This window comes from Stenotrophomonas sp. SMYL11 (assembly GCF_036320005.1).
Lineage (GTDB): Bacteria > Pseudomonadota > Gammaproteobacteria > Xanthomonadales > Xanthomonadaceae > Stenotrophomonas > Stenotrophomonas maltophilia_A.
The window spans coordinates 1-24,576 of sequence record NZ_JAWIRS010000007.1 but is presented as its reverse complement, the minus strand read 5'-3'; the positions used below and the strand labels follow the sequence as shown (position 1 = coordinate 24,576).

The following is a 24,576-nucleotide window of genomic DNA, read 5'->3' as shown; positions in this document are numbered from 1 at the left end:
CCCCCGGCGGGGCCGGGCGCGGCCCCGGCCTGCCCGCCCGCCGGGGGGGGCCCCCCCCCCCCCCCCCCCCCACCCCCGCGACTGCACGAAAGCCCCGCCCCGGCGGGGCTTTCGCTTTGCCGGTCATGGCGGAAAACAGCGTTCGCGCCAGCCATGACCTCCCGCCCATGCGCCGGGCTGAACGACTGTTAAGCTCCAAGGCTTGGTCCCTTCCCGGAGCTGTCCATGCGTCGCCGCGTCCTTGCCATCGCATCCTCCCTCGCCCTGCTGGCCGCCCCGGCCTTCGCGGCGCCGCGTACCACCACCCTGCCCCCGGCCTCGCTGGCCACCGCCGCGCAGCTGCGCGACCAGGCGCTGGCCGATGACACCGGCTGGAAAGTGGTTGAATCGCTCACCACCGAAATCGGCCCGCGCATCGCCGGCAGCGAGGCCGACGCACGCGCCGTGGCCTGGGCCGAGGCCAAGTTCAAGGCTCTGGGCTTCGACAAGGTGTGGAAGGAGCCGGTGACGTTCCCGAAGTGGGAGCGCCGCAGCGAACACGCCGCCGTGACCGGCAAGAACCCGCAGCCGCTGCAGATCACCGCACTGGGCGGCAGCCCGGGCGGCACCGTGGAAGCCGAAGTGGTGCGCTTCGCCGACCTGGCCGCATTGCAGGCCGCACCGGCCGGCTCGCTGAAGGGCAAGATCGCGTTCGTTGATTACCAGATGCTGCCGTTCCGCGATGGCCGCGACTATGGCCGTGGTGGCGCGATCCGCAGCAAGGGCCCGTCCGAAGCAATCCGCAAGGGCGCGGTTGGTTTCCTGATGCGCTCGGCCGGTACCGACTCGCACCGCGTGCCGCACACCGGCATCACCCGTTTCGATGACGGCCTGACCCCGGTGCCGTCTGCAGCACTGTCGGTGCCCGACGCCGACCAGCTGGCCCGCCTGCTGGCGCGTGGCAGCACCACGGTGAAGGTGGCGCTGGATTGCGGCTGGGACGGCACCGCCACCTCGTACAACGTGATCGGCGAGATCACCGGCCGCAGCCTGCCGAAGGAAGTGGTGGTGATCGGCGGCCACCTGGATTCCTGGGACCTGGGCACCGGCGCGGTGGATGACGGCGCAGGCGTGGGCATCACCATGGCCGCTGGCCATCTGATCGGCCAACTCAAGCAGGCGCCGAAGCGCACCATCCGCGTGATCGCCTTCGCCAACGAAGAACAGGGCCTGTATGGCGGCAAGGCTTACGCCGAGGCGCATGCCAAGGACGTGGCCCTGCACCAGCTGGCGGCCGAGAGTGACTTCGGTGCCGGCCGCATCTATGCCTTCAATACCGGTTCGCCGAACCCGGAAGGCTCGCGCGAAGCGACGAAGCAGATTGCCGAAGTGATGAAGCCGCTAGGCATCGAGTACCAGGCCGACAAGGGTGGTCCGGGCCCGGACGTCGGCCCGTTGGCCGCCAAGGGTGGCGCGTGGGCATGGCTGGCGCAGGACGGCTCGGACTACTTCCACTTGCACCACACCGCAGACGACACGCTGGACAAGATCGACCCGAAGGCGTTGGCGCAGAACGTGGCCGCGTACACCGTGTTCGCGTACCTGGCGGCGGAAGCCGATGGCAGTTTCGGCAGCGAGGCCAAGGCGACCACGCCGCCGAACGAATGATGCGCTAGCGCCGGGCCCTGCCCGGCAAGCGCAGCGGGAAGAGCGGTGCGAACCAAGGTTCGCACCCACCGGGTAATGGCGCACCCACCGGGCAATGGCGTGCGTTCAGAGCCCTCGCGTTGGCGAGGGATCTGACCGCGACTCTGTCAGCCCTCCCACACGCTGGTGTTGCGCACACCCAGCAGCTTCGGGTTGAACAGCGGATCCTTGCCCGCCTGGCGATGCTGTTCATAGTCGCGCAGCGCCGCCAGCGCTGGCTTCTGCAGCAGCAGGATTGCGATGATGTTCAGCCAGCTCATCAGTCCGACGCCGATGTCGCCCAGCGACCACGCGATCGTTGCACTGTTCACCGCTGAGTAGCCGGTGGCGGCCAGGAACAGCAGCTGGAACCCGCCCATCACCCACGGCGCGGGACGATCACGGCACAGGTAGCTGATATTGGTCTCAGCCATGTAGTACAGCGCCAGGATGGTGGTGAACGCGAACGGCAGGATCGCCAGCGCCACGAACGAGCGGCCGAAGCCCGGCAGCGCGGACTCCACCGCGTGCTGCACGAAGCGCGGCCCGGCCTCGACGCCAGGCAGATTGCCCAGCAGCAGGCGCGCCTCATCCGGAATGCCGTTCACAGCCGGGTCGTAAACGTTGTACAGGCCCGTGGACAGGATCAGGAAGGCAGTAGCACTGCACACCACCATCGTGTCGATGTAGACCGAAAATGACTGCACCAGGCCCTGCTTGACCGGATGGGTGACTTCGGCGGCGGCGGCTGGATGCGCACCGCTGCCCATGCCGGCCTCGTTGGACAACACGCCACGGCGCACGCCCCACTGGATGGCGGTGCCGATCATTGCACCGAACGCTGCATCCACACCGAATGCGCTGCGTAGCACCAGCATGATCACCTCCGGCACTTTCTCTGCATTGAGCACCATCACCAGTGCCGCCACCAGCAGATACGCCACCGCCATCAACGGTACCACCCACTCGGCAACCCGCGCGATGCGGCGCACACCGCCGATCAGGATCGCGCCCAGCACCACCAGCAGTACCGCCGTGGTGGTCATCACCGGCACGTCCCAGGCTTCATTCACCGCACTGGTGATCGCATTGGACTGGGTGCCGGCCAGCATCGCACCAGCCAGCACGGTGACCATCGCAAACAGCACCGCGTACCAGCGCTGGCCCAGGCCCTTTTCGATGTAGTACGCCGGACCGCCGCGGTACTGGCCCTTGGCATCGCGGTCCTTGTAGATCTGCGCCAGCGTGGATTCGATGAAGGCGCTGGACGCGCCAAGGAAGGCGACGATCCACATCCAGAAGATCGCGCCCGGGCCACCAAAGGCGATGGCCATGGCAACGCCGGCGATGTTGCCGACGCCGACGCGGCTGGACAACGACAGCGACAGGGCCTGGAACGGTGACACACCGGCTTCGGAGCGCTCGTGCCGGAACATCAGGCGTAGCATCTCCGGCAGCGCGCGCAGCTGGATGAAGCGGGTACGCACGCTGAAGTACAGGCCGGCAAGCAGGCACAGCATCACCAGGTACGGGCTCCAGACGATGCCGAGGATGGTGTTGACGATGGATTCGATGTTCATCGGCAGCCCCTCAGAAGAACATGCCCAGGGCGACCTGGGGGCTGATGATACGGCCGGTGTTGCGCCCGGCCACGGTGAATTCGACGCCGGCGATCAGGCCCAGCGACGGGCTGAAGTGATATTCCACCGCCGGCGCCAAGCTGACGCTGCGGCTGGCCGGCCGGTGCTCTTCAATCCGCTCGATCGCACCACTGCCATTGCGTGCGAAGCCGCTCAGACGCTGGCCGGTTTCGCGGCTGGCGGCCATTTCCATCACCCCCACCCAGCGCGAATTGAAGCTGTACTCGGCGCCTACCGACAGGCCCAGTACCGAGCCGCGCGAAATGTGCCCCTGGAAGCTGTCATCGGTGCCGTACACGCTGGTGCCGGAAATGGCAGTGCGCGACGGTGCCGGCCCGGCGCTGAGCTGGGCGCGCCAGCGCACGGGGCGGTCATTGCCCAGCCACACCACCTGCTGCACGCCCAGCGCCGCGGTGGTGCGCTGAACGCCGTCGCCCTGTGCATCCAGCGGATTGCCGGTGATACGGTCATGGCTGCCGGTGCTGAAACGCTGCACCAGCGCGACCGAGATGGCCGGACGGGTGCCATCGGCATTCGGCGCCTGCAGCAGGTACTGCAGGCGTGCGGTGGTGTCACCGGCGCGGAAGCCGCTGCTGCGCGCACTGCCGGATTCGGAGCGCGAGGCGCTGAGATTGACCTGGCCCATCACCCGGTCACTGAAGCCATAGATGATCGGCACCACCGTGGCCCAGGCGCCACTGTGCTCGGCACTGCGGCGACGATCACCGTTGTTGTCGTAGTGGTCGCGGCTGTCGACCCGCACCAGATAGGGCTCGATGTACCAGTTGCCTTGCGGCAGGCCGGCCGGATTCGGCGTGATCAACGGGCCAGTGAAATTGACACCGTCGAGGCTGCGTTCTCCGGCCTGCACCGCGGGTGCCGCAAGCGCAGCGAGTGCCAGCACCAGGCAAGTGCGACGTGTGCAGCGTTGGATTCGATGCATGGAACCACTCCTGTACGACGTTGGAAGGAACTCCACCGTGCGATGCAGGAAGCGGCCCAGCAATGAGACAAATACTAAAATTGCTTGCCTACCCATCAAGCGTGTTTGAAGCAACGCAAGCTGACGCAGATGACCCAGTTTGCTGCGCGTGCATCGTTTGCACTCTTGCGCCGCGCAAAAGAAAACCCGGCCGCAAGGGCCGGGTCAGGAGATCAACACAGCATCAGCACGACGGGATCATCCGTGGCGACGGCTCGCCCACTGCGCCAGCAACACGGCCGTGGCCGAGGCCACGTTCAGGCTTTCAACCGCGCCGCTGCCGGGAATCGACAGCTGTTGGTCACACTGACTGGCCAGGCTGCGGTCCATGCCCTCGCCTTCAGCGCCCATCACGTACACCAGGCGCTCCGGCAGGGACGCGCGGAACACGTCATCACCGCCCTCGACCAGGGTTGCGGCCAGGCCGAAACCGGCACTGCGCAGCTGCGCCATCGCCTCTGCGGTCTCCGGCAATTGCACCAGCGGCACCGATTCCGCACCACCTTCGGCCACGCGTGCGGCAGCACCGGACAGCGCCAGCGTGCTGCCGGCCGGCAGCAGCAGCGCCTTGACACCGAAGTGCGCGGCCGAGCGCAGGATCGCGCCGAAGTTGTGGGGGTTGCCGACACCATCCAGCCACAACGCCAGCGCCGGGCCTTTGCCCAGCTCCTCCAGCCATTGCGCCAGCGGCACGACCGGCGCGCGCAGCACGTCGGCCACCAGGCCTTCGTGGTGCGTGGTAGCGGCCAGTTTGTTGAGGTCGCCCTCCTCCACCACGCGGTAGCCCACACGGTTGGCCACGCACCACTTCAACACCGGCTGCATGCGCGGAATCAGCGCGTCCACCAGGTACAGCTTGCGCAGCGCCTGCGGGCGCTTGGCGAACAGGGCCTGCACGGCGTTCCAGCCATACAGGCGCAGTTCGTCATTGCCACGCCCCGGCGGTGGCGGGGTGCCGCCCTCACGCGGTGGCAGCGGGGTGGCCCGCGGCGGTCGCGACGACGGGCGGCGGGCGTTCTTCCAGGGATCATTCACTACGGGACAACTCCAGCTTGCGTTGACGCCAGAAATCGGCGTTCTTGATGCCCAGGGCATCGGGGTCGAAGATCGGATCGAGGCCGAGCTTCTTCTGTCGTTCGTAATCACGCAGGGCCAGCATGGCCGGCTTCTGGATGATGAGGATGGCGATGATGTTCAGCCAGGCCATCAGGCCCACACCGATGTCACCCAGCGCCCAGGCCAGGGTCGCATTATGGAATGCGCCGAACACCACCATGCCGATGATGCCCAGGCGCAGTACCAGCACGGTCAGCGGGCGCTTCTTGTTGTGATTGACGTAGGTCAGGTTGGTTTCAGCCATGTAGTAATAGGCCATGATGGTGGTAAAGGCGAAGAAGAAGATCGCAATCGATACGAACGCCGAACCCCAGCCCGGCAGCACCGCTTCCACGCCGGCCTGCGCGTAACCCGCGCCTTCCGGAATGCCGGCCAAGCCCTGGAAGATCGGCTCGGCGCCCGCCACCGGCGAGTACACGTTGTAGGTGCCGCTGGCCAGGATCAGGAACGCGGTGGCGGTGCACACCATCATGGTGTCGAAGTAGATCGCGAAGGCCTGCACGTAGCCCTGCTTGGCCGGGTGCGAGACTTCCGAGGCGGCTGCCGCGTGCGGGCCCGAGCCCTGGCCGGCTTCGTTGGCGTAGATGCCGCGCTTGATGCCCCACTCCACCGCCAGGCCCATCATCGCGCCGAACGCGGCGTGGGTGCCGAAGGCGCTGCTGAAGATGATGCCGAACATCTCCGGCACGCGGTCGTAGTTGATGATCATGATGACGATGGCGGTCAGGATGAAGGCTGCCGCCATGAACGGCACCACCACCTCGGCGAAGTTGGCGATGCGCTTGACGCCGCCGAAGATCACAACGCCCAGCAGCAGCGCCACCACGATGCCGATGCCCAGCTTCAACGCCTGCACCGACTCCATGCCCATCGTCTGGCCATCCAGCGGACCACACAGCGCGGTGCCACGGCAGGCGTTGATGATGCTGTCGGCGATGGCGTTGGCCTGCACGCCCGGCATCAGGAAACCGGCCGCAATGATCGTGGCAATGGCGAAGACCAGCGCGTACCACTTCAGGCCCATGGCCTTTTCGATGTAGTACGCCGGGCCACCGCGGTAGCGGCCTTCGGCGTCCTTGGTCTTGTAGATCTGCGCCAGCGTACATTCCACGTACGAGGTGGATGCGCCGAGGAAGCCCATCACCCACATCCAGAAGATCGCACCGGGGCCGCCGAAGGCGATGGCGGTGGCCACGCCCGCGATGTTGCCGATACCCATGCGCCCGGCCATCGACATGGACAGGGCCTGGAAGGACGACACACCGGCGTCGGACTTCTCGCCCTTGACGGTGAGGCGGCACATCTCGAGGAAACCGCGGATCTGCATGAAGCGCGTGCGCAGGCTGAAGAACAGGCCGGCGCCCAGGCACACGAAGATCAGTGCCTTGCTCCAGATGATGCTGTTGATGAAATGTACGGTAGCTTCCACGCGCGCTCTCTCCAGTCGGCGGGTTGTAAGGACGTCCCGTCGGCTGGAAGGGACCGGTCGATTCTCCCTGATCGAAGGCCGCTGCGGTAGCGCTGTGTTGTAGAGCCGAGGCCATGCTCGGCGTGGCGGTGACGGCGGCCGAGCACGGGCTCGGCACTACCGCGGCCGGCCCGCGTGTTCAGGGCAGCTGCGTGCGCACCCGGGCGAAGCGGCGCAGGTCGTGCAGCACCCCGCGCTTGTAGACCGCGCAGCGGTCCACGCCTTCTTCCTGGAAACCGTTCTTTTCCAGCACCCGGGCCGAGCCGAGGTTGAAGTCGACCACCCCGGCCTGCAGCCTGAACAGGCGCAGCTCGTCCATCACCCAGGGTGCGAACAGGCCGACCACCCGGGTCATCAGCCCCTGGCCCCAGTAGGCCTGGCCCAGCCAGTAGCCCAGTTCCGCCATGTGCCCGCGCTCGGCACTGCCCTGCTGGGCCCCGACGCTGCCGCAGGCCTGGCCGTCGATCTCGATGGCCAGGTTCAGGGTGCCGGGGGCCAGCACGCGGCCGGCGAGGAAGGCCTCGCCATCCTCGCGCGTGTACGGGTACGGGAAACGATCACGCAGGCCCCGCGATACCTCGGCGTCGTTGGCATGGCGCAGCAGCGATTCCAGATCATCCGGGCGCCAGGGGCGCAGTTGGAAGCCGTCGCCTCGCAGCACGGTGGTCGGATCAGGCATGACCACCCACCGAGGGCGATTCCGCTTCCTGCTTCTCCAACTCGCGCTTCACCGCTTCCGGCGAGCGGGTGTAGGGCGCCAGCCGCGCGTAGAACGCCGGCACCACGAGCAGCGACAGGAACGTCGAGAGGGTCACACCGAAGATGATCACGATGCCGATGGTGCCACGGCTGGCCGAACCCGGGCCACCGGCCACCACCAGCGGAATCGCACCGACCACGGTGGCGATCGAGGTCATCAGGATCGGGCGCAGGCGCACCATCGCCGATTCGATGATCGCCTCGCGCACGGTTCTTCCGTCGTCACGCAGCTGGTTGGCAAATTCGACAATGAGGATGCCGTTCTTCGCGGCCAGGCCGACCAGCATGACGATGCCGATCTGGCTGAACAGGTTCACCGTGCCGCCGCTCACCCACAACCCGACCAGCGCGCCGAGCACGCCCAGCGGCACGGTCAGCATGATGGTGAGCGGGTGGATGAAGCTCTCGAACTGCGCGGCCAGCACCAGGTAGACCACCAGCAGCGCCATGGCAAAGGTCAGCAGCACCGCGCCGCCGGCACTCTGGTACTCGCGCGATTCGCCCTTCCAGTTCACCTGCGCGTACTGCGGCAGCTCCTCGCGCGTGACCTGCTGCGCCCAGGCGATGGCCTCACCCAGCGGATAGCCCGGCGCCAGACCCGCGTTGATGGTGATCGAGCGCAGGCGGTTGAAGCGGTTCAGGGTGCCGGCCTCGGCCACTTCACTCAGCGTGACCAGGTTGGACAGCGGCACCAGTTCGCCGGACGTCGCGCGCACGCGGATCGCGGCCAGGTCGGCCGGGCTGGCACGGCCATCGCGACCGGCCTGCACCAGCACGTCGTATTCCTCGCCGTTGTCGACGAAGGTGGTGACGCGGCGCGAGCCCATCATGGTTTCCAGCGCCGAACCGATCGCGGTGACCGGCACGCCGAGGTCGGCCGCACGCTGGCGGTCGATGTTGACCCGCATCTGCGGCCGCGTTTCCTTGTAATCCGAGTCCGGGCCGACCAGACCGGGGTTGTCGGCCATGCGCAGCAGGATGCGGTCGCGCCACTGCGCGATCTCGGCATATTCCGGGCCGCCCAGCACGATCTGGAACGGCTGGCCGCCGCTGCGCACCAGGCCACCGCCCACCTGCGTACGCACACGCACGCCGCGGATGGTGTCCAGTTCCTTCTGCAGCTCATTGGCCACTTCCGGCGTGCCCTCGCTGCGCTGGCGCCACGGCTGCAGGAAGATGCTGACGCGGCCGGTGTGCATTTCCTCGCTGGCGCCCCAACCACCGGGCACGCGCGGGTTGGCGCGCACGATCGGTTTGTCCGGGCCGACATGCGGTGCCAGCATCGATTCCACCTGCTGCACCTGCTGCACGGTGTAGTCGTAGCCGGCGCCTTCCGGGCCGTCGATCATGATCTGGAACGAACCGCGGTCTTCGGCCGGCGCCAGTTCCGACGGCAGCAGCTTGAGCAGTCCCCAGCTGGCGGCCAGTGCGGCCACCATCACCAGCAGGTAGATCCAGGTGCGGTCCACGTGGTGGTCGAGCACCCGCCCATAGGCCCCCGCCAGGCGTTCCAGGTTGCGGTTGATGAAGCCATGCAGGCCACGCGGTGCCTGCCCAGTATGCGGCTTGAGCAGCTTGGAGGCCATCATCGGCGTCAGCGTCAGCGCCACAAAGGCGGACAACGCCACCGCTGCCGCCAGCGCCACCGCCAGTTCGCGGAACAGGCGCCCGGTGTTGCCTTCCAGGAAACCGACCGGCAGGAACACCGCCACCAGCACCGCGGTGGTGGCAATCACCGCGAAGGCGACCTGTGTGGTACCGCGCTTGGAGGCCACCAGCGGTGGCTCGCCCAGGTCGATGCGGCGCTGCACGTTCTCCACCACCACGATCGCATCGTCCACCACCAGGCCGATGCACAGCACCAGGGCAAGCAGGGTCAGCAGGTTGATCGAGAAGTCGAACGCATACAGCGCGATGAACGCGGCGACCAGGCAGACCGGCACCGTCACCGCCGGAATCAGCGCAGCGCGGAAGCTGCCGAGGAACAGCCAGATCACTGCCAGCACCAGGATCATCGCCTCCACCAGCGTGGCGTAGACGCGGTCCACTGCGGCCTCGATGAAGGTGGTGTTGTCGAAGGCAACGAAGATCTGCGTGCCCTTGGGCAGGGTCAGCGCGACCCGCTCCGCCTCGGCGCGCGCGGTGCGCGCCACGTCCAGCGAGTTGGCGGTGGAGGTCTTGACGATGCCCAGGCCGATGCCCGGCTCGCCGTTGCTGCGGTAGTACGCGCGGCGCTCGGCCGAGGCCAGCTCGATCTTCGCCACATCGCCCATGCGCACCACGTAACCGTCACGACCCTTGCCCAGCGGGATGGTCGCGAAGTCTTCGGGCTTGATGTAGTTGCGCTCCACGCGCAGGGTGAAATCGCGGTCGGTCGACTCGATGCGGCCGGCCGGCAGTTCCACGTTCTCGTTGCGCAGCGCGGTTTCCACGTCGCCGGTGGTCAGCCCGCGCGCCGCCAGCTGGTCGCGGTCCAGCCAGATCCGCATCGCGTAGCGCTGGCGGCCGCCGATGCGGACCTGGGCCACGCCGTCGAGGCTGGAGAAACGATCGACCACGTAGCGGTCGGCGTAGTCGCTCAGCTCCAGCGTATCCATGGTCGAGGAGACCATGTTGAACCAGATGATCGGGTCGGCATCGCTTTCGACCTTGGCGATCTCCGGCGGCCGCGCTTCCTCCGGCATGCGGTCGGCGACGCGGCTGACCGCATCGCGCACATCGTTGGCCGCCGCTTCGATATCGCGGTTGGAGGTGAACTCGATGCTGACCTGCGAGCGGCCGTTGGTGCTGCGCGCGTTGATCGTATCGATGCCTTCGATGCCGGCCAGCGCATCTTCCAGCACCTGGGTAATACGGCTTTCGATGACCGCGGCCGAAGCGCCGGTGTAATCCACCGATACCGAAACGATCGGCGGATCGATGGCGGGCAGCTCACGCAGGGTCAGGCGGGTGAAGGACATCACGCCCAGCACCAGCAGCAACAGGCTCATCACCACGGCGAACACCGGCCGCTGGATGGAGATGTCGGACAGCTTCATCCGCCGTGGCCCTCGGTCGCGACCGGCGCCGGTGCATCAGCCGGCTTGGCACCCGTGGCCGGTGCGGCGTCCTTGGCCGCGACCTTCAGGCCCGGGCGCAGCTTGCCGGTGCCATCGACCACGATGCGCTGGCCCGCTTCCAGGCCCTGCCTGATCTCGACCACGCCGGCACGACGCGCGCCGGTGACCACATCCACGCGCTCGACGCTGTCGTCGGCGGTGATGCGGTACACGAAGGTATCGCGACCGACCTGCACCACGGCGATTTCCGGAATCACCAGCGCCGGGCGCTCGGGGTGGAACAGGCGCACGTCCAGCAGCATGCCCGGTCGCAGGGCATGGTCGCCGTTGGCGAAGTCGGCACGTACGGTCACCGCACGGGTAGCCGGATCGATGCGTGCGTCGACGGTGCTGACCACGCCCTCGAAGGTACGGCCTGGCCACGCCACACTGGTGGCACTGACCTTGTCACCGACGCCCAGCGCGGCCAGTTCCACTTCCGGCACCTGGAAATCGATGTGCATGTGTTCGATGTCGTCGAGCGTGGCGATCACCGTGGTCGGCGTCAGCAACGTGCCCGGGCTGACCTGGCGGATGCCGAGCACACCGGCGAACGGTGCACGCACGCGGCGGTCACCGATGTCCGACTGCATCTGCGCCACACGCGCCTCGGCGGCATCGCGGATCGACTTCTGCGTATCCAGCGTGGCGCTGGACACCAGCCGCTGCGTGGCCAGCTCGCGCTGGCGCTTGTACAGCTGGTCGGCCTCGTGGAAGGTGGCCTGCGCCTGCACCAGCGCGGCCTCCTGGGCCTGCCCGCGCAGGGTCACGATCGGCGCACCGGCGGCAACATGCTGGCCGCTTTCGAAGTGCACCTTCTCGACGATCTCGCTGACCTTGGCCGTGACGCTGATGGATTCGCGCGCCTTGGCCGTACCCAGTGCCTGCAGCGTGTCATTCCACTGCGTGGACTGCACGACCTGCGCGGTAACCGGCACCGCTTCTCCCTGCCGACGGGCGGCGGCCTCCTGTTTGCCCGCGCACCCGGCCAGCACGGCCAGGCTGAGGCCAAGGGCCAGGGTCGAAGCGATGCGAGCCAACATGAACGGTCCTGAGTGATCCACGGCCGCCGAGTGTAGGCAAGCGCCCGCAGAAGCGATATGTGCCAAGCGTTTACTGGCGTGGAACCGGCGTCGCGATAGCGCCGTGAACCCGTTCCGTGCAAGGCTGACCGCAGCGGTGTCGGCATGTGTCGAGGTGTATCCAGCCGTGCACCGCAGGCGTTGCCATCGTAGAGTCGAAGCTGCCCGGCAGAGGGCGTCGGGCGGGGACGGATCCTGGCGGGGATCCGGCCCCGGTTTTTTGCCCGGCGCATGACGGTAGCGCCGGGCCATGCCCAGCGGATCAATACCGGTAGTTCACCTTCATCCACAGGCTGCGGCCCGGCTCGTTGATGCGCACCGGGTCAGCCGGAAAACCGAAGTCGGCGCTGCCGGCCAGATTCAGGTGCTCGCTGTAGGCACGGTCGAACAGGTTGTCGACGCCCGCGCTGAGCTGCAACTGCGAACTGAAGCGGTACGCCGCGTTGAGCGCGAAGGTGGCAAAGCCAGCGCTCGGTCCGAGATCCTGTGCGACCACGTTGCCCTGGCCATCTGCCACACGACGCTGGTGGGTCACCGCGCGCAGCAGCGCGCCGGCACTCCAGCGCTGGCCTTCCCAGTTCGCGCTCAGGCGTGCTTCCAGTGGTGGCATCTGCGGCAGCGGGCGATGCTGGTCGCGGTTCTCGCCCCAGGCATAGGCCAGCGTGCCGCCCAGCTTCCACTGCTCGGCGACGCTCACTTCCAGGCCCGCCTCGGCACCAGCGATGCGCGCATCAACGTTGCGGGCCTGGCTCATGCCCATCATGCCGCTGCCGTGGTAGGTGAACAGGATGTAGTCCTGGATCTGCCCGGCGTACGCCGACACCCACGCCTGCACACGCGGCCCCTTGTATTGCATGCCCACATCAAGCTGGGTGGTGCGCTCGGGCTGCACGCCGGTGAACGCGTTCACTGCACCGGCCGGGCCGTGGTTGGGCGAGAACAGCTCCCAGTAGTCGGGCATGCGTTCACTGTGGCCGAGCCCGGCGTACCAGGTCAGGCCATCGGCCAGATCCTGCTCGTAGCGCAGGAAGCCGCTGCCGAGCCATTCCTTGCGCTGCAGGCCAGCGGTCGGGTTCTGCCGGCTGCCCATCATCCCGCGCACCGACTGCCGCTCATCGCGGATGCTGGCGCGGTCGATGCGCAGGCCACTGATCCAGCGCTGGTCGGTGCCCGCACCCAGGGTCAACTCGGTGAACACGCCATAGCGGCGGAAGTTGGCATCAGTCTCCCAGGCGGCCCGGCGGTAGGTGTCGCGGCCCATGCCCATGCGGCCACGATGGCGGCTGTCTTCGCCATCCACACCCGCCACCAGCTGCACGTCCTGCCAGCGCCACTCGGAACTGACCCGCCCGCCCTGGGTACGGCGGTCCACGTTCGAAGCCATCGGCATCGGCATCATGCTGTGGGGGTTCGGCGTGCGCAGCGTGTAGTTGTCCATCACATGGTCGGCGTTGTTGTAGTACACGTTGGCCTGCAGCGTGTCCCACGCACCCGGGAAGTTGCGCTTCTCGAAGCGCGCCGCGTAGCTGGTGCGTTCGAACGCGGCACCATCCATGCCACGGCCCGCGTAACGCGCGATCGCATCACCGGCACCGGCAGAAATTTCCAGCAGCGTGTCGGCATCCGGCGTCCAGCCGATGGCCACGTCGCCGTTCCACTTGCGCCACTTCGACGGCACCACGTCACCGTGGCCGTCCTTGTAGTCATCGGCTTCGGAACGGTTGCCGCTGGCGCGTACGTAGCCGGTCGGGTTGCCCAGGGTCAGGTCCAGCACCTGGTCGTTGCGGTTGCGCGAACCGACCAGCGCACTGGCATCGGCACGCAGGCCCGGTTCCTCGAAGCGCGGCGTATCGCGCTCGAAACGCACGGTGCCGGCCGACGCGCCCGCACCCCAGCGCACGCTCTGCGGGCCCTTGATGATGGTCAGCCGGTCGAAGCTTTCCGGCGCGATGTAGGACAGCGGATTGTCCATGCGCGACGGGCAGGCACCGATCAGGTTGCCATCGTTGCTGAGGATGTTCAGCCGCGAACCGAACATGCCGCGCAGCACCGGGTCACCGTTGGTGCCGCCGTTGCGGATGGCGGAAAAACCGGGAACGGTCTTCAGGTAATCGGCGCCATCACTGGCGGGCACCGGCTGCCGCGGCAGGCGCGGGTCGGTCACCCAGTGCAGCGGGGACGACGGTGCGGCGGCGGTGACCACCATCGTGTCGAGGGTGCGCGCCTCTTCGGCAGGCGCAGCGTGGCCCAGTGAAGCGGCCACGGCCAGGCCAAGGGCAACCGGCAGGCGCGCGCAGGCGCCCGCGGGGCGGGAAGTCATTTTCATCGGAACAGCTCCAAAGTACGCACGCGCGCACTGCGCCGGGTCAGGCGTCGTGCGGCAGAATCGATAGGGATATCAGCGGACGAAGGAGAAGCGCGGTGGCCCGCGCGCGGCATGCGCCGGCCAACGCAGTGCCGGCAGCACCTGTTGCGACCACGGGAACACCAGGCGCGGCCGCCACAGCAGCGGCAACAGCAGCACCAGCACCGCAAGCCACGGCAGCAGGCGCATGGCCAGCACGCAGTATTCGCAGGCTTCGCCGTGCATAGCGTGGGGATCGGGCGGACGGCTGGGCGCGGCCGGCGCGGCGCCGTGCTGATCGTGCCCGTCCATGGCCATGTCGTGCATGTCATGGCCCATGGCGGCGTGGTCCATGCCTGCCATCGCGGCATGCTCCATCGGCTGCGCCTGCAGCGCGCGGCTGACCAGCGGCGCAAGCACCATCAGCAGCGTCGCCAGGACGGCGAGCTGGAGCAGGAGGCGCTGCGAGCGGGACAGGCGGGTCACCCCGCTAGTGTAGAGCCGGGTCCAGGGTTGCCCGTGCGACGAACCGTCGCAGGAGGGGGTTTATCGGCAGGGCTGCGCCCTGCACCCGCCGAATCAACGTCAACGTCAAAAGCGGGCAATCCGTGGGATGGCGGGGCGGGTCCGGTTGCGGGAGACGCCGTAAACCCATCCATGGGGGCTTGGCCGCGGCATCCATGCCGCGGACACTCCCGCAACCGGACCCACCCCGCCTTCGACAGATCTCCGCGATCTGCAGTAGATCCACGCCATGCGTGGATGAATCTCCATCGGAATCGAATATTTCGAATTGGAATCGAAAAGAATCCACGCATGGCGTGGATCTACCGTGTCGACCAAGGTCGACACCTACCAACAGCCATCGGAATCTGTCAGAGGTGGGGCGGTGTGGGCAGGCAGGACCGTTGGCGCCATGGATGGCGCCATCGAGCCCCCAGGGATGGGTTTACGGCGTGTCCTGCCTGCCCACACCGCCCCGCCCCCCACGGAATGCCGCTTCTGCTGTTGCTGTTGCTGTTGCTGTTGCCGTTGCTGTTGCTTGAATGCCGCAGCAGGTGCAGGGCTGCAAGCCCTGCTCGACCAACCCCTCACACCGTGATGGTCTGGGTCAGTGACTCCCACGTCGGTGGTACCGGCCACGCCGCCGCCTGGTTGCCATCCAGCACCCTGCGCAGGTCGCGCGGATCGATCTGCGGTGCCAGCACGTGCACCAGCTCCAGCGCGTAATCACGCAGCACGCGATCGCGCGGCAGCACCGCCCAGGCAATGCACTCAGTGATCGGCTCCGGGGCCGGCCACGACCTCAGGTCTTCGTCGTTGGAACTGACCGCCATCTCCGCCAGCAGGCCCACACCCAGGCCGGTACGCACGTAGGTTTTGATCAGGTCGGCATCCAGCGCGGTCAGCGCCAGATCCGGGACCAGGCCGTTCGCAGCGAAGGCGCGCTGCAACGAGGAATTCGGCCGGGTCGAGGATTCGTAGCTGATCAATGGCTGGCGGGCCAGCGCGGCCAGGTCTGGGGCGCGCCCGGCGCGGTCCAGCGGGTGGCCCTTCGGCACCACCACCAGACGTCGCCAGCGGAACAGCGGCACCGCGATGCCATCGGTGGGCTCACCGCCAGCGGTGCTGATGATCGCGATATCGGCATCACCCTGGTTCAAGCGATCCAGCGCGTCGGCTTCGCCGGCCTGCTGCAGGTGCACGCTCACCTGCGGATAGGCCTGCTTGATCGCGGCCACCGCCGGCGGCAGCACGAAGCGCGCCTGGGTGTGGGTGGTGGTCAGGATCAGCTGGCCCTGGCTCTCGCGGCGCTGGTTGGCTGCATAGGTGCGGATGTTGTTGGCCTCGGCCAGCACCGCACGGGCGCGGGCAATGACCTCGGTGCCGGCCGGGGTAACCGACTCCAGGCTGCGGCCCTTGCGCACGAACAACAGGAAGCCCAGCTCGTCCTCCAGCTGCTTGAGCTGCTTGGACAGGCCGGGCTGGGTGGCATGCACGCGCGAGGCAGCCAGCGTGATGTTCAGCTCGGCGTCGGCGATGGCAACCAGATAGCGCAGCTGGGTCAGCGTCATGGGAGGCAGGCGGCGTGGGGCGGAAGTCCACTCTAGGGTCATTTGCCGTCACCAGCTTATAACCAAAGGTTGTTTAAGAAAGGTATCTGGTCATTTCCGGGCGTCATATGCCGGCGCTACGGTCAGCCGGCAGACGCTGGCCTGAACAGCCAGCCCTCCCCCTTCGCCCGCCGAAGCCCGGCGCGGCCCCGTTTCCGGAGCGCTTCCATGGCCCTGTACGACTCCATCCTCGATACCGTCGGCAACACCCCCATCGTCAAGCTGCAGCGCCTGGCGCCGCCGCAGGTCAGCGTCTACGCCAAGGTCGAGTCGTTCAACCCGGGCGGCTCGGTGAAAGACCGCCTGGCGCTGGCGATCATCCTCGACGCCGAAGCGCGCGGCGTGCTCAAGCCTGGCGACACGATCGTGGAGGCCACCTCGGGCAACACCGGCGTGGCACTGGCGATGGTCGCCGCCGCGCGCGGCTACAAGTTCGTGGCCACCATGGTCGAGACCTTCTCGGTGGAACGCCGCAAGCTGATGCGCGCCTATGGCGCCAAGGTGATCCTGACCCCGGCCGCCGAGCGCGGCAGCGGCATGGTGCGCAAGGCGGCCGAACTGGCCGAGCAGCACGGCTGGTTCCTGGCCAGCCAGTTCGCCAACCCGGCCAACCCCGCCTACCACCGCAACACCACCGCCGCCGAAATCCTGCGCGACTTCGCCGGCAAGCGGCTGGACTACTTCGTCAGCGGCTGGGGCACCGGCGGCACGCTTACCGGCGTGGGTGAAGTACTGAAGGTCGCACGCCCGCAGACCCGCATCATCGCCACCGAACCGGCCGGCGCCGCACTGCTGAAGGGCGACGATTGGAAGCCGCACAAGATCCAGGGCTGGACCCCGGATTTCGTGCCGGACGTGCTCAACCGCGATGTGGTGGATGAACTGGTGACGGTGGAAGATGACCGCGCGATCGCCACCGCACGCCGACTGGCTGCGGAGGAAGGCATCTTCGTCGGCATCTCCGCCGGCGCTACCGTGGCCAGTGCGCTGGACGTGGCTGCCCGTGCTGAACCGGGCTCGGTGATCCTGGCGATGCTGCCGGACACCGGCGAACGCTATTTCTCCACGCCGCTGTTCGCCGATGTGAATGAAGGTTCCGACGACGACTGGCTCGCCGGCCTGCCGTGATGCATCGGGTCGGATCCCTTTCCTGCAGGGAAAGGGCTCTGACCCGGTTTTCCAGAACGATGGATCGCAGGGGTCAGAGCCTTTTCCGTGCGGAAAAAAGCTCCGACTCCGTTCTGCTTCAGCCTGCGTGAAGGCGTCGCCCGCCATCGTGCGTGAAGGCCGTCGGATCGCAGCGCGTGAGACGGTCATGACGCAGTATCGATGCCCTGTCCCCTACCGTGGGAACAGCCGGCGCAGATGCTGCGCGGAACACCTCACAGGCAGGAGACGGACGCATGAAGATCGAAGTTTGGCAGGGCGATATCACGACCCTGGCGGTGGATGCGATCGTCAACGCGGCCAATGAAACACTGCTCGGCGGCGGCGGCGTCGACGGCGCGATCCATCGCGCGGCCGGGCCGGCATTGCTGGCCGAGTGCGAGCAGTTGCCGGAACTGCGTCCGGGCGTGCGTTGCCCGACCGGCGAAGTGCGCGCCACCGACGCTTACGCATTGCCTGCGCGGCATTTACTGCACACGGTGGGCCCGGTCTGGCACGACGGCCAGCGCGACGAACCGGCATTGCTGGCCAACTGCTACTGGAAATCGCTGCAGTTGGCCGAGTCGCTGGGCGTGAAGTCGATCGCCTTCCCGGCGATCAGCTGTGGTGTGTATGGCTATCCGCTGTACCAGGCCGCGCAGATCGCAGTGACGGAAACACTGGCGTGGCAGCGCAGCCATGCACAGCCGATGCGCATCGTGCTGGTGGCGTTCAACACTGCCACGGCGAAGGCCTACCAGCAGGCATTGAGCGCCGCGGGACAAAGCGCGGACAACGAACCGCGCGGGTCGATGCTGCCGCCTCTGGGCGATGCGGGCTTCGCCGCTGCGCACTGAACCGCAGCGCTTCCGGTAAAAGCAAAGGCCGGGCATTGCCCGGCCTTTGCTGTTGCGGCCTTGAGGTCATCCACGCTACGCGTGCATCACCTCAACGGCTGGCTGCTTCCACCGCAGCAGCGGCGTCATCGGCCACGGCAGCGGCTGCATCGGCAGCGGCACGCGCAGCCGAAGCGGCAGCACCGTCGGCGCTGGCACCTTCGGCCTGCACGCGCACTTCCACCAGGCCCGCACCGTTGTTCAGGCTGGACACGTCGACGGTGTAGTGACCGGCCGGCAGCGTCTCTTCCAGGCGTGCATTGGTGCCATTGCCACCGTCGTCGTCGGTCAGCTCGACGTCGCCGCCGACCACGCGCAGCACGGTATCGACCTGGCTGGAAATCGCATCCAGACGCACGTCGGCCGGACGATCCAGGGTCAGCAGGAAGCGGCGACGGCCTTCGTTGTCCAGCATGGTGTACGCGCTGCCCGACTTCGGCAGTGCCGTGCCATCGCGATCCACCAGGTTGCCTGGCAGTTCAATGCGGGTGGCCGACAGGGTGAACATGCCATTGACGCCGTCGCCGAGGCCGCGTGCAGTCAGGGTGTACTTGCCCGGCTTCAGCGAGAGGTTCAGGCGCGAGTTGGTGCTGTCGCCGCCATCATCGTTCTCGGCATCCACGCCCTGGCCGGACAGCTTCAGCACCGGATCGAAGACATCCGAGACCAGGCGGATCTCGTACAGGCCCGCCTTCTCCACCTGCAGGGTGTAGTCCTGCGAGTTGCTGGCCAGCATGTCGACGATCTCACCACTGCCCACCAGCGGCTTGCCGTCGTACGGCTTCAGCTTCTCGGCGCGCAGGCGGTACGGACCAAAGGCGCTCGGACCGTCGGCGTTGACCGCCACCTGGTAGGTGCCGCCACCGTTGGCACGGAAGGCCAGCGAGACATCGCCTTCGCGTTCGTAACCGGTATTGCTGGTGGACACCAGGCTGCCGTTGTTGAACACGGCAATCGAGCCGGTCAGTGCGCCGGTGAGCTTCAGGCCAACCAGATCCCTGTCTTCCAGCTTGATCTGGTACAGCTGGTGATGGCTGCCGTCGTTGAAATTGATGCCGCTGCGCGAGGTGATCTCGCCGGACACCGGCTTGTCGAAATCGAGCGATGCGGCCTTGCCTGCGTCACCACCGCCACCGATGCGGTTGCAACCGCTGGCGATCAGGACCGTGGCGACGGCCAGTGTGATTGCTGCCAAACGCATGTTTTTTCTCCTTGGCCTTCCATGTATATCCCGCACACCGGCCCGGTGCGTGGGGGCGGAAAAGATACCCGCAAAAGCAAACGCCGGCGTGATGCCGGCGTTGCCCTGTTCATCCTGCGATGGGACGGATCAACCGTTCCACTTGCCCAGCGCGGCCAGGCCGTTGTCCTTGGCGCGCTCGTACACGGTCTTCTGGGCGGCAGCGTAGTTGCCCTTCATGTCCTTGGCCCACAGCTTCAGCGCGGCCTGCTGCATGGCGCGGCCGTAGGAGAAGCTCAGCGGCCACGGCAGGTTGCCCATCTGGTTCATGGCATTGAGGTGCGCGGTGGACTGCTCATCGCTCTGGCCACCGGACAGGAACACCACGCCCGGCAGGATCGCCGGCACCGTGCTCTTGAGGCACATCACGGTCGACTCGGCCACTTCCTCGACGTCGGCCTGCTCATCGCAGCCCTTGCCGGAGATGACCATCGAGGCCTTCAGGATGGTGCCTTCCAGCAGCACGTTCTGCTGGTACAGGGCATCGAACAGCGAACGCAGGGTCGCTTCGGTGACTTCGTAGCAGGTCTCGATGTCGTGGTCGCCGTCCATGATCACTTCCGGCTCGACCATCGGCACCAGGCCGCATTCCTGGCACAGGGCGGCATAGCGGGCCAGCGCGTGGGCGTTGGACTCGATGCAGGTGCCCGACGGAATGCTTTCGCCGATGTTGATCACCGCACGCCACTTGGCGAAGCGCGCACCCAGCTTGTAGTACTCCTGCAGGCGCTCGCGCAGGCCGTCCAGGCCTTCGGTCACCAGCTCGCCCGGGCAGCCGGCCAGCGGGTGCGCACCCTTGTCCACCTTGATGCCCGGAATCATGCCGTGGTCGGCCATGTACTTGGCGAACGGCACGCCGTCCTTGGTCGACTGACGGATGGTTTCGTCAAACAGGATGGCGCCGGAAATGTGCTCGTTGAGCTTCGGCGTGGTCAGCAGCAGTTCGCGGTAGGCACGACGGTTCTCCTCGGTGTTCTCGATACCGACGCCAGCGAAACGCTTGGCGATGGTAGCGGTGGATTCGTCGATCGCGATGATGCCCTTGCCCGGGGCAACCATGGCCTGGGCGGTTTCAGCCAGCTGTTCGATGCTCATGTACTTCCTGTGGCGGGTGCGGGAAAAACGTAAGTATAGCCCCGCCGCCCGTTGCACCGACGTGCAGGCCAGTCTGGAAACGATTCCAATGTCCGCACCGGACAGGCGATGTCCTGTTGCGCCGGGTCAGGACCCCTTCGGGGATCTGCCCCCGGGTCGGACCCGCGCAGCGGCTCCGACCCAGGGCCGACTGGGTTTACAGATCGCCCAGGCCGCTGGCGCGGCCGTCTTCGCCCACTTCCAGCAGGCGCAGGGTGTTGGTCGCGCCCAGGGTTTCCATGTGCTCACCGCTGGTGAACACGACGCGGTCACCGGCCTGCAGCAGTTCGGCCTCCACCAGCAGGCGGATGCTGCCGCGTGCGGCTTCACGCGGGGTCAGGCCACGGCTGTCGAAGTTGATCGGGTAGACATCGCGCATCAGCGCCATCTGGCGGCGTGCACCGTCGTGGCGGGTGACCGCGAACACCGGCGCCTTGGCGCGGAAACGCGACAGGTAGCGGGCGGTGCCACCGGATTCGGTCATCGCCACGATCGCGCGCACGCCCACGTGCTGCGACAGGAACATGGTGGCCATGGCAATGGCCTGGTCGGCACGTTCCAGGTTGCGCGGCGAAGCGTTGAAGTCGGTCTCGGTCTGGAACTGGCGCTCTGCACCCAGGCAGATGCGCGCCATCGCTTCCACGGCCTTGACCGGCCAGGCACCGGCAGCGGTCTCGGCCGACAGCATCACCGCATCGGTACCGTCGATGACCGAGTTGGCCACGTCCAGCACTTCGGCACGGGTCGGGATCGGGCTTTCGACCATCGACTGCAGCATCTGCGTGGCGGTGATCACCACCTTGTTCTGCGCCAGCGAGGCCTTGATGATCTTCTTCTGCAGGCCCGGCAGTTCGGCATCGCCGATTTCCACGCCAAGGTCGCCACGGGCCACCATCACCACGTCGCTGGCCTCGACGATCTCTTCCAGGTTCTCGATCGCCTCGGTGCGCTCGATCTTCGACACCAGCGCGGCATCGCAGCCGTGCGAGCGGGCGATCTCACGCGCGTCGTTCATGTCCTGCGCATTGCGGCAGAACGACACGGCGATGAAGTCGACACCGATCTTGGCGACGATGCCGATCAGTTCCTTGTCGCGCTCGGTCAGCGCGCCCAGCGACAGGCCACCGCCCTGCTTGTTCAGGCCCTTGCGGTCGGACAGCACACCGTCGTTCAGTACGGTGTTGATGATGCGTTCGCCCTGCACTTCCACCACCTGCAGCTGCATCAGGCCGTCGTCGAGCAGCAGCACATCGCCCGGACCCACGTCCTGCGGCAGGCCGAGGTAGCTCACGCCCACCTGGGTGGCGTCACCCGGGCCGGCGCTGGTGCTGGCGATCAGGTCGAATCGGTTGCCCGCCTTCAGCTGTACCTTGCCTTCGGCGAAGCGCTCGATGCGGATCTTCGGGCCCGGCAGGTCGGCCAGGATGCCCACTTCCACGCCCACGCGGGCCGCGGCAGCGCGCACTTCGGCAGCACGCTTGGCCTGGCCGGAGGGATCGCCATGGCTGAAGTTCAGGCGCACCACGTTGACGCCGGCGCGGAACAGATCCTCCAGCACGCCCGGCGGATCAGTGGCCGGACCGAGGGTGGCAAGGATCTTGGTGCGACGCTGACGCTCGAACATGGTGAATGGGCCTCTCCCGATAAAGAACGGAAATTAGCACATCCTTCACGCCGCATGTATACGGTTACAGCCTTGTGCCGCCTGACTTCGCGGGTCATTGAACGGACATCACCCGGACATACGCTGGCGCAGGGGGGCGGTAGCGCCGGGCCTGGCCCGGCGCTACCGATCAACGGCGCATCACGCCAGCAGCGTTTCCAGCTGCGCCGGTTCACGGGCCAGCTGCCCGGCACCGGCTTCGGTGAGTTCGGCCTCACCGCCAAAGCCCCACAACACACCGACGCTGCGCAGGCCATGGTGACGCGCGCCTTCAATGTCCATGCGGCGGTCGCCGATCATCCAGCACTGCGCGGGCTGCACCTGCAGCCGACGCAGCGCCTCGCCGACCAGTTCCGGCTTGTGGCTGCGCGAGCCATCCAGGGTCGAACCGACGATCTCCTCGAACAGCCCGCCGAACGGCAGGTGGGCAAGGATGCGGCGCGCGTGCGGCTCGTTCTTGGCAGTGACCACCGCCAGGCGATGGCCACGACCATGCAGCGTGCGAAGGGTGTCTTCCACCTGCGGGTACACCGTGTGCTCGCGCCAGCCCTCGGCGTCGAAGCGCTCACGGTAGTAGCCCACCGCCTGTTCCACCCGCGCCGGTTCACCGAACAGCGGCGCGAAGGTGGTGCGCAGCGACGGACCGATCCAGCCCAGCAACGTCTCCTGCGGTGGCACCGGATGGTCCATCTTCTGCAGGGCATAGGCGATGCAGGCGGTGATACCCACCTGCGAATCGATCAGCGTGCCGTCGAGGTCGAAGAACAGGACATCCTTGCTGCAGTCGGCACTCATGCGCCGCGCGCGTCGAGTGCGGCTACCGCCGGCAGGGTCTTGCCTTCCAGGAACTCCAGGAACGCGCCGCCACCGGTGGAGATGTAGCTGACCTGCTGGGCGATATCGAACTTGTCGACCGCGGCCAGGGTGTCGCCGCCACCGGCGATGGAGAATGCCGGCGAACTGGCGATGGCACGGGCCAGCGCTTCGGTGCCCTTGCTGAAGGCCTCGAATTCGAACACACCGACCGGACCGTTCCAGACCACGGTACCGGCCTTCCCGATCAGCTGCGCGTACTGCGCCGCGGTCTGCGGGCCGATGTCCAGGATCAGGTCGTCTTCGGCAACGGCGTCGACCGCCTTCACTTCGGCAACCGCATCCGGCATGAACTGCTTGGCGGTGACCACGTCCACCGGCAGCGGGATATCGGCGCCACGCGCCTTGGCATCGGCCACGATCTTCTTCGCGGTGTCCAGCAGGTCCGGCTCGTACAGCGACTTGCCGACGTTGTGGCCGGCGGCAGCGATGAAGGTGTTGGCGATGCCACCACCGACGATCAGCTGATCGACCTTGCCGACCAGGTTGGCCAGCAGTTCCAGCTTGGTGCTGACCTTGCTGCCGGCGACGATGGCCAGCAGCGGCTTGGCCGGTGCATCCAGCGCCTGCGCCAGCGCGTCCAGTTCGGCCATCAACAGCGGGCCACCGGCAGCGACCGGGGCGAAGCGGATGACGCCATGGGTCGAGGCCTGCGCACGGTGCGCGGTGCCGAAGGCATCCATCACGAACACATCGCACAGCGCCGCATACTTCTTGGACAGGGCTTCATCGTCCTTGCCCTCGCCGACGTTCATGCGGCAGTTTTCCAGCAGCACCAGCTGGCCCGGCTGCACGTCGACGCCGTCGACCCAGTCACGCACCAGCGGAACCTCACGGCCGAGCAGCTCGGACAGGCGCTGGGCCACCGGCGCCAGCGAATCGGCTTCGCTCCACACACCTTCCTTCGGGCGACCCAGGTGTGAGGTGACCATCACCGCCGCGCCCTGCTCCAGCGCGCGCTTGAGCGTCGGCAGCGAAGCGGTGATGCGCTGTTCGGAAGTGATGCGGCCATTCTCGATCGGCACGTTCAGATCCTGGCGGATCAGCACGCGCTTGCCGGAGAGGTCGAGGTCGGTCATGCGGACGATGGACATGGGCAACTCTTTGGCTCAGGGACGGGATGCCGGGATACGGCAGACGGCCATTGTATCGGGTGCGGGTGGTGGGAGGGTCGATGCCTGCGGCAGGCAGAGGCGCACGGCAACGGCAACGGCAACGGCAACGGCAACAGCAACAGCAACTGCCAAAGCGCTGTCGCTTCATGATGCTGGGGCTGGGCCGGGGCGGTGTGGGCTGGCAGGGGGCGCCGTGAATCCGTCCATGGAGGCTTGTCAGCCGCATCCATGCGGCTGACAC

18 protein-coding genes are annotated in these 24,576 nt (G+C 67.1%); 3 read left to right on the top strand and 15 right to left on the bottom strand.

Annotation, left to right across the window (positions count from 1 at the left end; translation table 11 throughout):
- The first annotated feature begins 225 nt into the window (after nt 1-225).
- Nucleotides 226-1,647, top strand: a complete 1,422-nt coding sequence (locus tag V3B46_RS11715; RefSeq protein ID WP_049466012.1) for a M28 family peptidase — start codon at nt 226-228, stop codon at nt 1,645-1,647.
- 146 nt (nt 1,648-1,793) lie between these two features.
- Here V3B46_RS11715 and V3B46_RS11710 read toward each other — a convergent pair whose 3' ends face one another.
- The 10 genes from V3B46_RS11710 to V3B46_RS11665 form a co-directional block, all read right to left on the bottom strand.
- Entirely contained in the window at nt 1,794-3,245 is a 1,452-nt protein-coding gene (locus tag V3B46_RS11710) for an alanine/glycine:cation symporter family protein (protein ID WP_154264271.1), read from the bottom strand.
- Nucleotides 3,246-3,255: 10 nt separating this feature from the next.
- Nucleotides 3,256-4,248, bottom strand: coding sequence for a hypothetical protein (locus V3B46_RS11705; RefSeq protein ID WP_329891953.1), 993 nt, complete (start codon nt 4,246-4,248; stop codon nt 3,256-3,258).
- A 237-nt stretch (nt 4,249-4,485) separates the two neighbouring features.
- On the bottom strand, nt 4,486-5,322 hold the full coding sequence (locus tag V3B46_RS11700; protein ID WP_329891952.1) for a TrmH family RNA methyltransferase: 837 nt from the start codon (nt 5,320-5,322) through the stop codon (nt 4,486-4,488).
- On the bottom strand, nt 5,315-6,832 hold the full coding sequence (locus tag V3B46_RS11695) for an alanine/glycine:cation symporter family protein (protein ID WP_329891950.1): 1,518 nt from the start codon (nt 6,830-6,832) through the stop codon (nt 5,315-5,317). Before V3B46_RS11695 ends, V3B46_RS11700 begins: the two co-directional genes overlap by 8 nt.
- Before the next feature lie 178 nt (nt 6,833-7,010).
- The gene (locus tag V3B46_RS11690) at nt 7,011-7,550 is read right to left on the bottom strand and encodes a GNAT family N-acetyltransferase (RefSeq protein ID WP_107432154.1); all 540 of its coding nucleotides are present in this window, start codon (nt 7,548-7,550) and stop codon (nt 7,011-7,013) included.
- Entirely contained in the window at nt 7,543-10,668 is a 3,126-nt protein-coding gene (locus V3B46_RS11685; RefSeq protein WP_154353264.1) for an efflux RND transporter permease subunit, read from the bottom strand. Before V3B46_RS11685 ends, V3B46_RS11690 begins: the two co-directional genes overlap by 8 nt.
- The gene (locus V3B46_RS11680; protein WP_329891949.1) at nt 10,665-11,771 is read right to left on the bottom strand and encodes an efflux RND transporter periplasmic adaptor subunit; all 1,107 of its coding nucleotides are present in this window, start codon (nt 11,769-11,771) and stop codon (nt 10,665-10,667) included. The genes V3B46_RS11685 and V3B46_RS11680 overlap by 4 nt, the downstream gene beginning before the upstream one ends.
- Before the next feature lie 301 nt (nt 11,772-12,072).
- Nucleotides 12,073-14,136: a TonB-dependent copper receptor gene (locus V3B46_RS11675; protein ID WP_329891948.1), complete on the bottom strand. Its 2,064-nt coding sequence runs from the start codon at nt 14,134-14,136 to the stop codon at nt 12,073-12,075.
- Between the two features lie 72 nt (nt 14,137-14,208).
- Nucleotides 14,209-14,640 (bottom strand): DUF2946 domain-containing protein, encoded by a 432-nt coding sequence (locus V3B46_RS11670; RefSeq protein ID WP_329891947.1) that lies wholly within the window; start codon nt 14,638-14,640, stop codon nt 14,209-14,211.
- Nucleotides 14,641-15,245: 605 nt separating this feature from the next.
- Entirely contained in the window at nt 15,246-16,229 is a 984-nt protein-coding gene (locus V3B46_RS11665; RefSeq protein WP_043403003.1) for a LysR family transcriptional regulator, read from the bottom strand.
- A 207-nt stretch (nt 16,230-16,436) separates the two neighbouring features.
- Here V3B46_RS11665 and cysK point away from each other — a divergent pair, with 207 nt between their 5' ends.
- Nucleotides 16,437-17,396 carry a cysteine synthase A gene (gene cysK / locus V3B46_RS11660; RefSeq protein WP_049447749.1) on the top strand — a complete coding sequence of 320 codons (960 nt, stop codon included), beginning with the start codon at nt 16,437-16,439 and terminating at the stop codon, nt 17,394-17,396.
- Between the two features lie 275 nt (nt 17,397-17,671).
- Nucleotides 17,672-18,271, top strand: coding sequence for an O-acetyl-ADP-ribose deacetylase (locus V3B46_RS11655; protein WP_154353269.1), 600 nt, complete (start codon nt 17,672-17,674; stop codon nt 18,269-18,271).
- A gap of 91 nt (nt 18,272-18,362) precedes the next feature.
- Here V3B46_RS11655 and V3B46_RS11650 read toward each other — a convergent pair whose 3' ends face one another.
- From V3B46_RS11650 to V3B46_RS11630, 5 genes are all read right to left on the bottom strand, one after another.
- Entirely contained in the window at nt 18,363-19,511 is a 1,149-nt protein-coding gene (locus V3B46_RS11650) for an ABC transporter substrate-binding protein (protein WP_329891946.1), read from the bottom strand.
- 129 nt (nt 19,512-19,640) lie between these two features.
- Nucleotides 19,641-20,645 carry a class I fructose-bisphosphate aldolase gene (locus tag V3B46_RS11645; RefSeq protein ID WP_154353271.1) on the bottom strand — a complete coding sequence of 335 codons (1,005 nt, stop codon included), beginning with the start codon at nt 20,643-20,645 and terminating at the stop codon, nt 19,641-19,643.
- A 196-nt stretch (nt 20,646-20,841) separates the two neighbouring features.
- A complete protein-coding gene (gene pyk / locus V3B46_RS11640) occupies nt 20,842-22,308 on the bottom strand; it encodes a pyruvate kinase (RefSeq protein ID WP_032127871.1) in 1,467 nt (488 codons plus the stop codon).
- A gap of 180 nt (nt 22,309-22,488) precedes the next feature.
- The gene (locus tag V3B46_RS11635) at nt 22,489-23,142 is read right to left on the bottom strand and encodes an HAD hydrolase-like protein (RefSeq protein WP_154353272.1); all 654 of its coding nucleotides are present in this window, start codon (nt 23,140-23,142) and stop codon (nt 22,489-22,491) included.
- A complete protein-coding gene (locus V3B46_RS11630; protein ID WP_154353273.1) occupies nt 23,139-24,314 on the bottom strand; it encodes a phosphoglycerate kinase in 1,176 nt (391 codons plus the stop codon). The genes V3B46_RS11635 and V3B46_RS11630 overlap by 4 nt, the downstream gene beginning before the upstream one ends.
- Nucleotides 24,315-24,576: the final 262 nt, after the last annotated feature.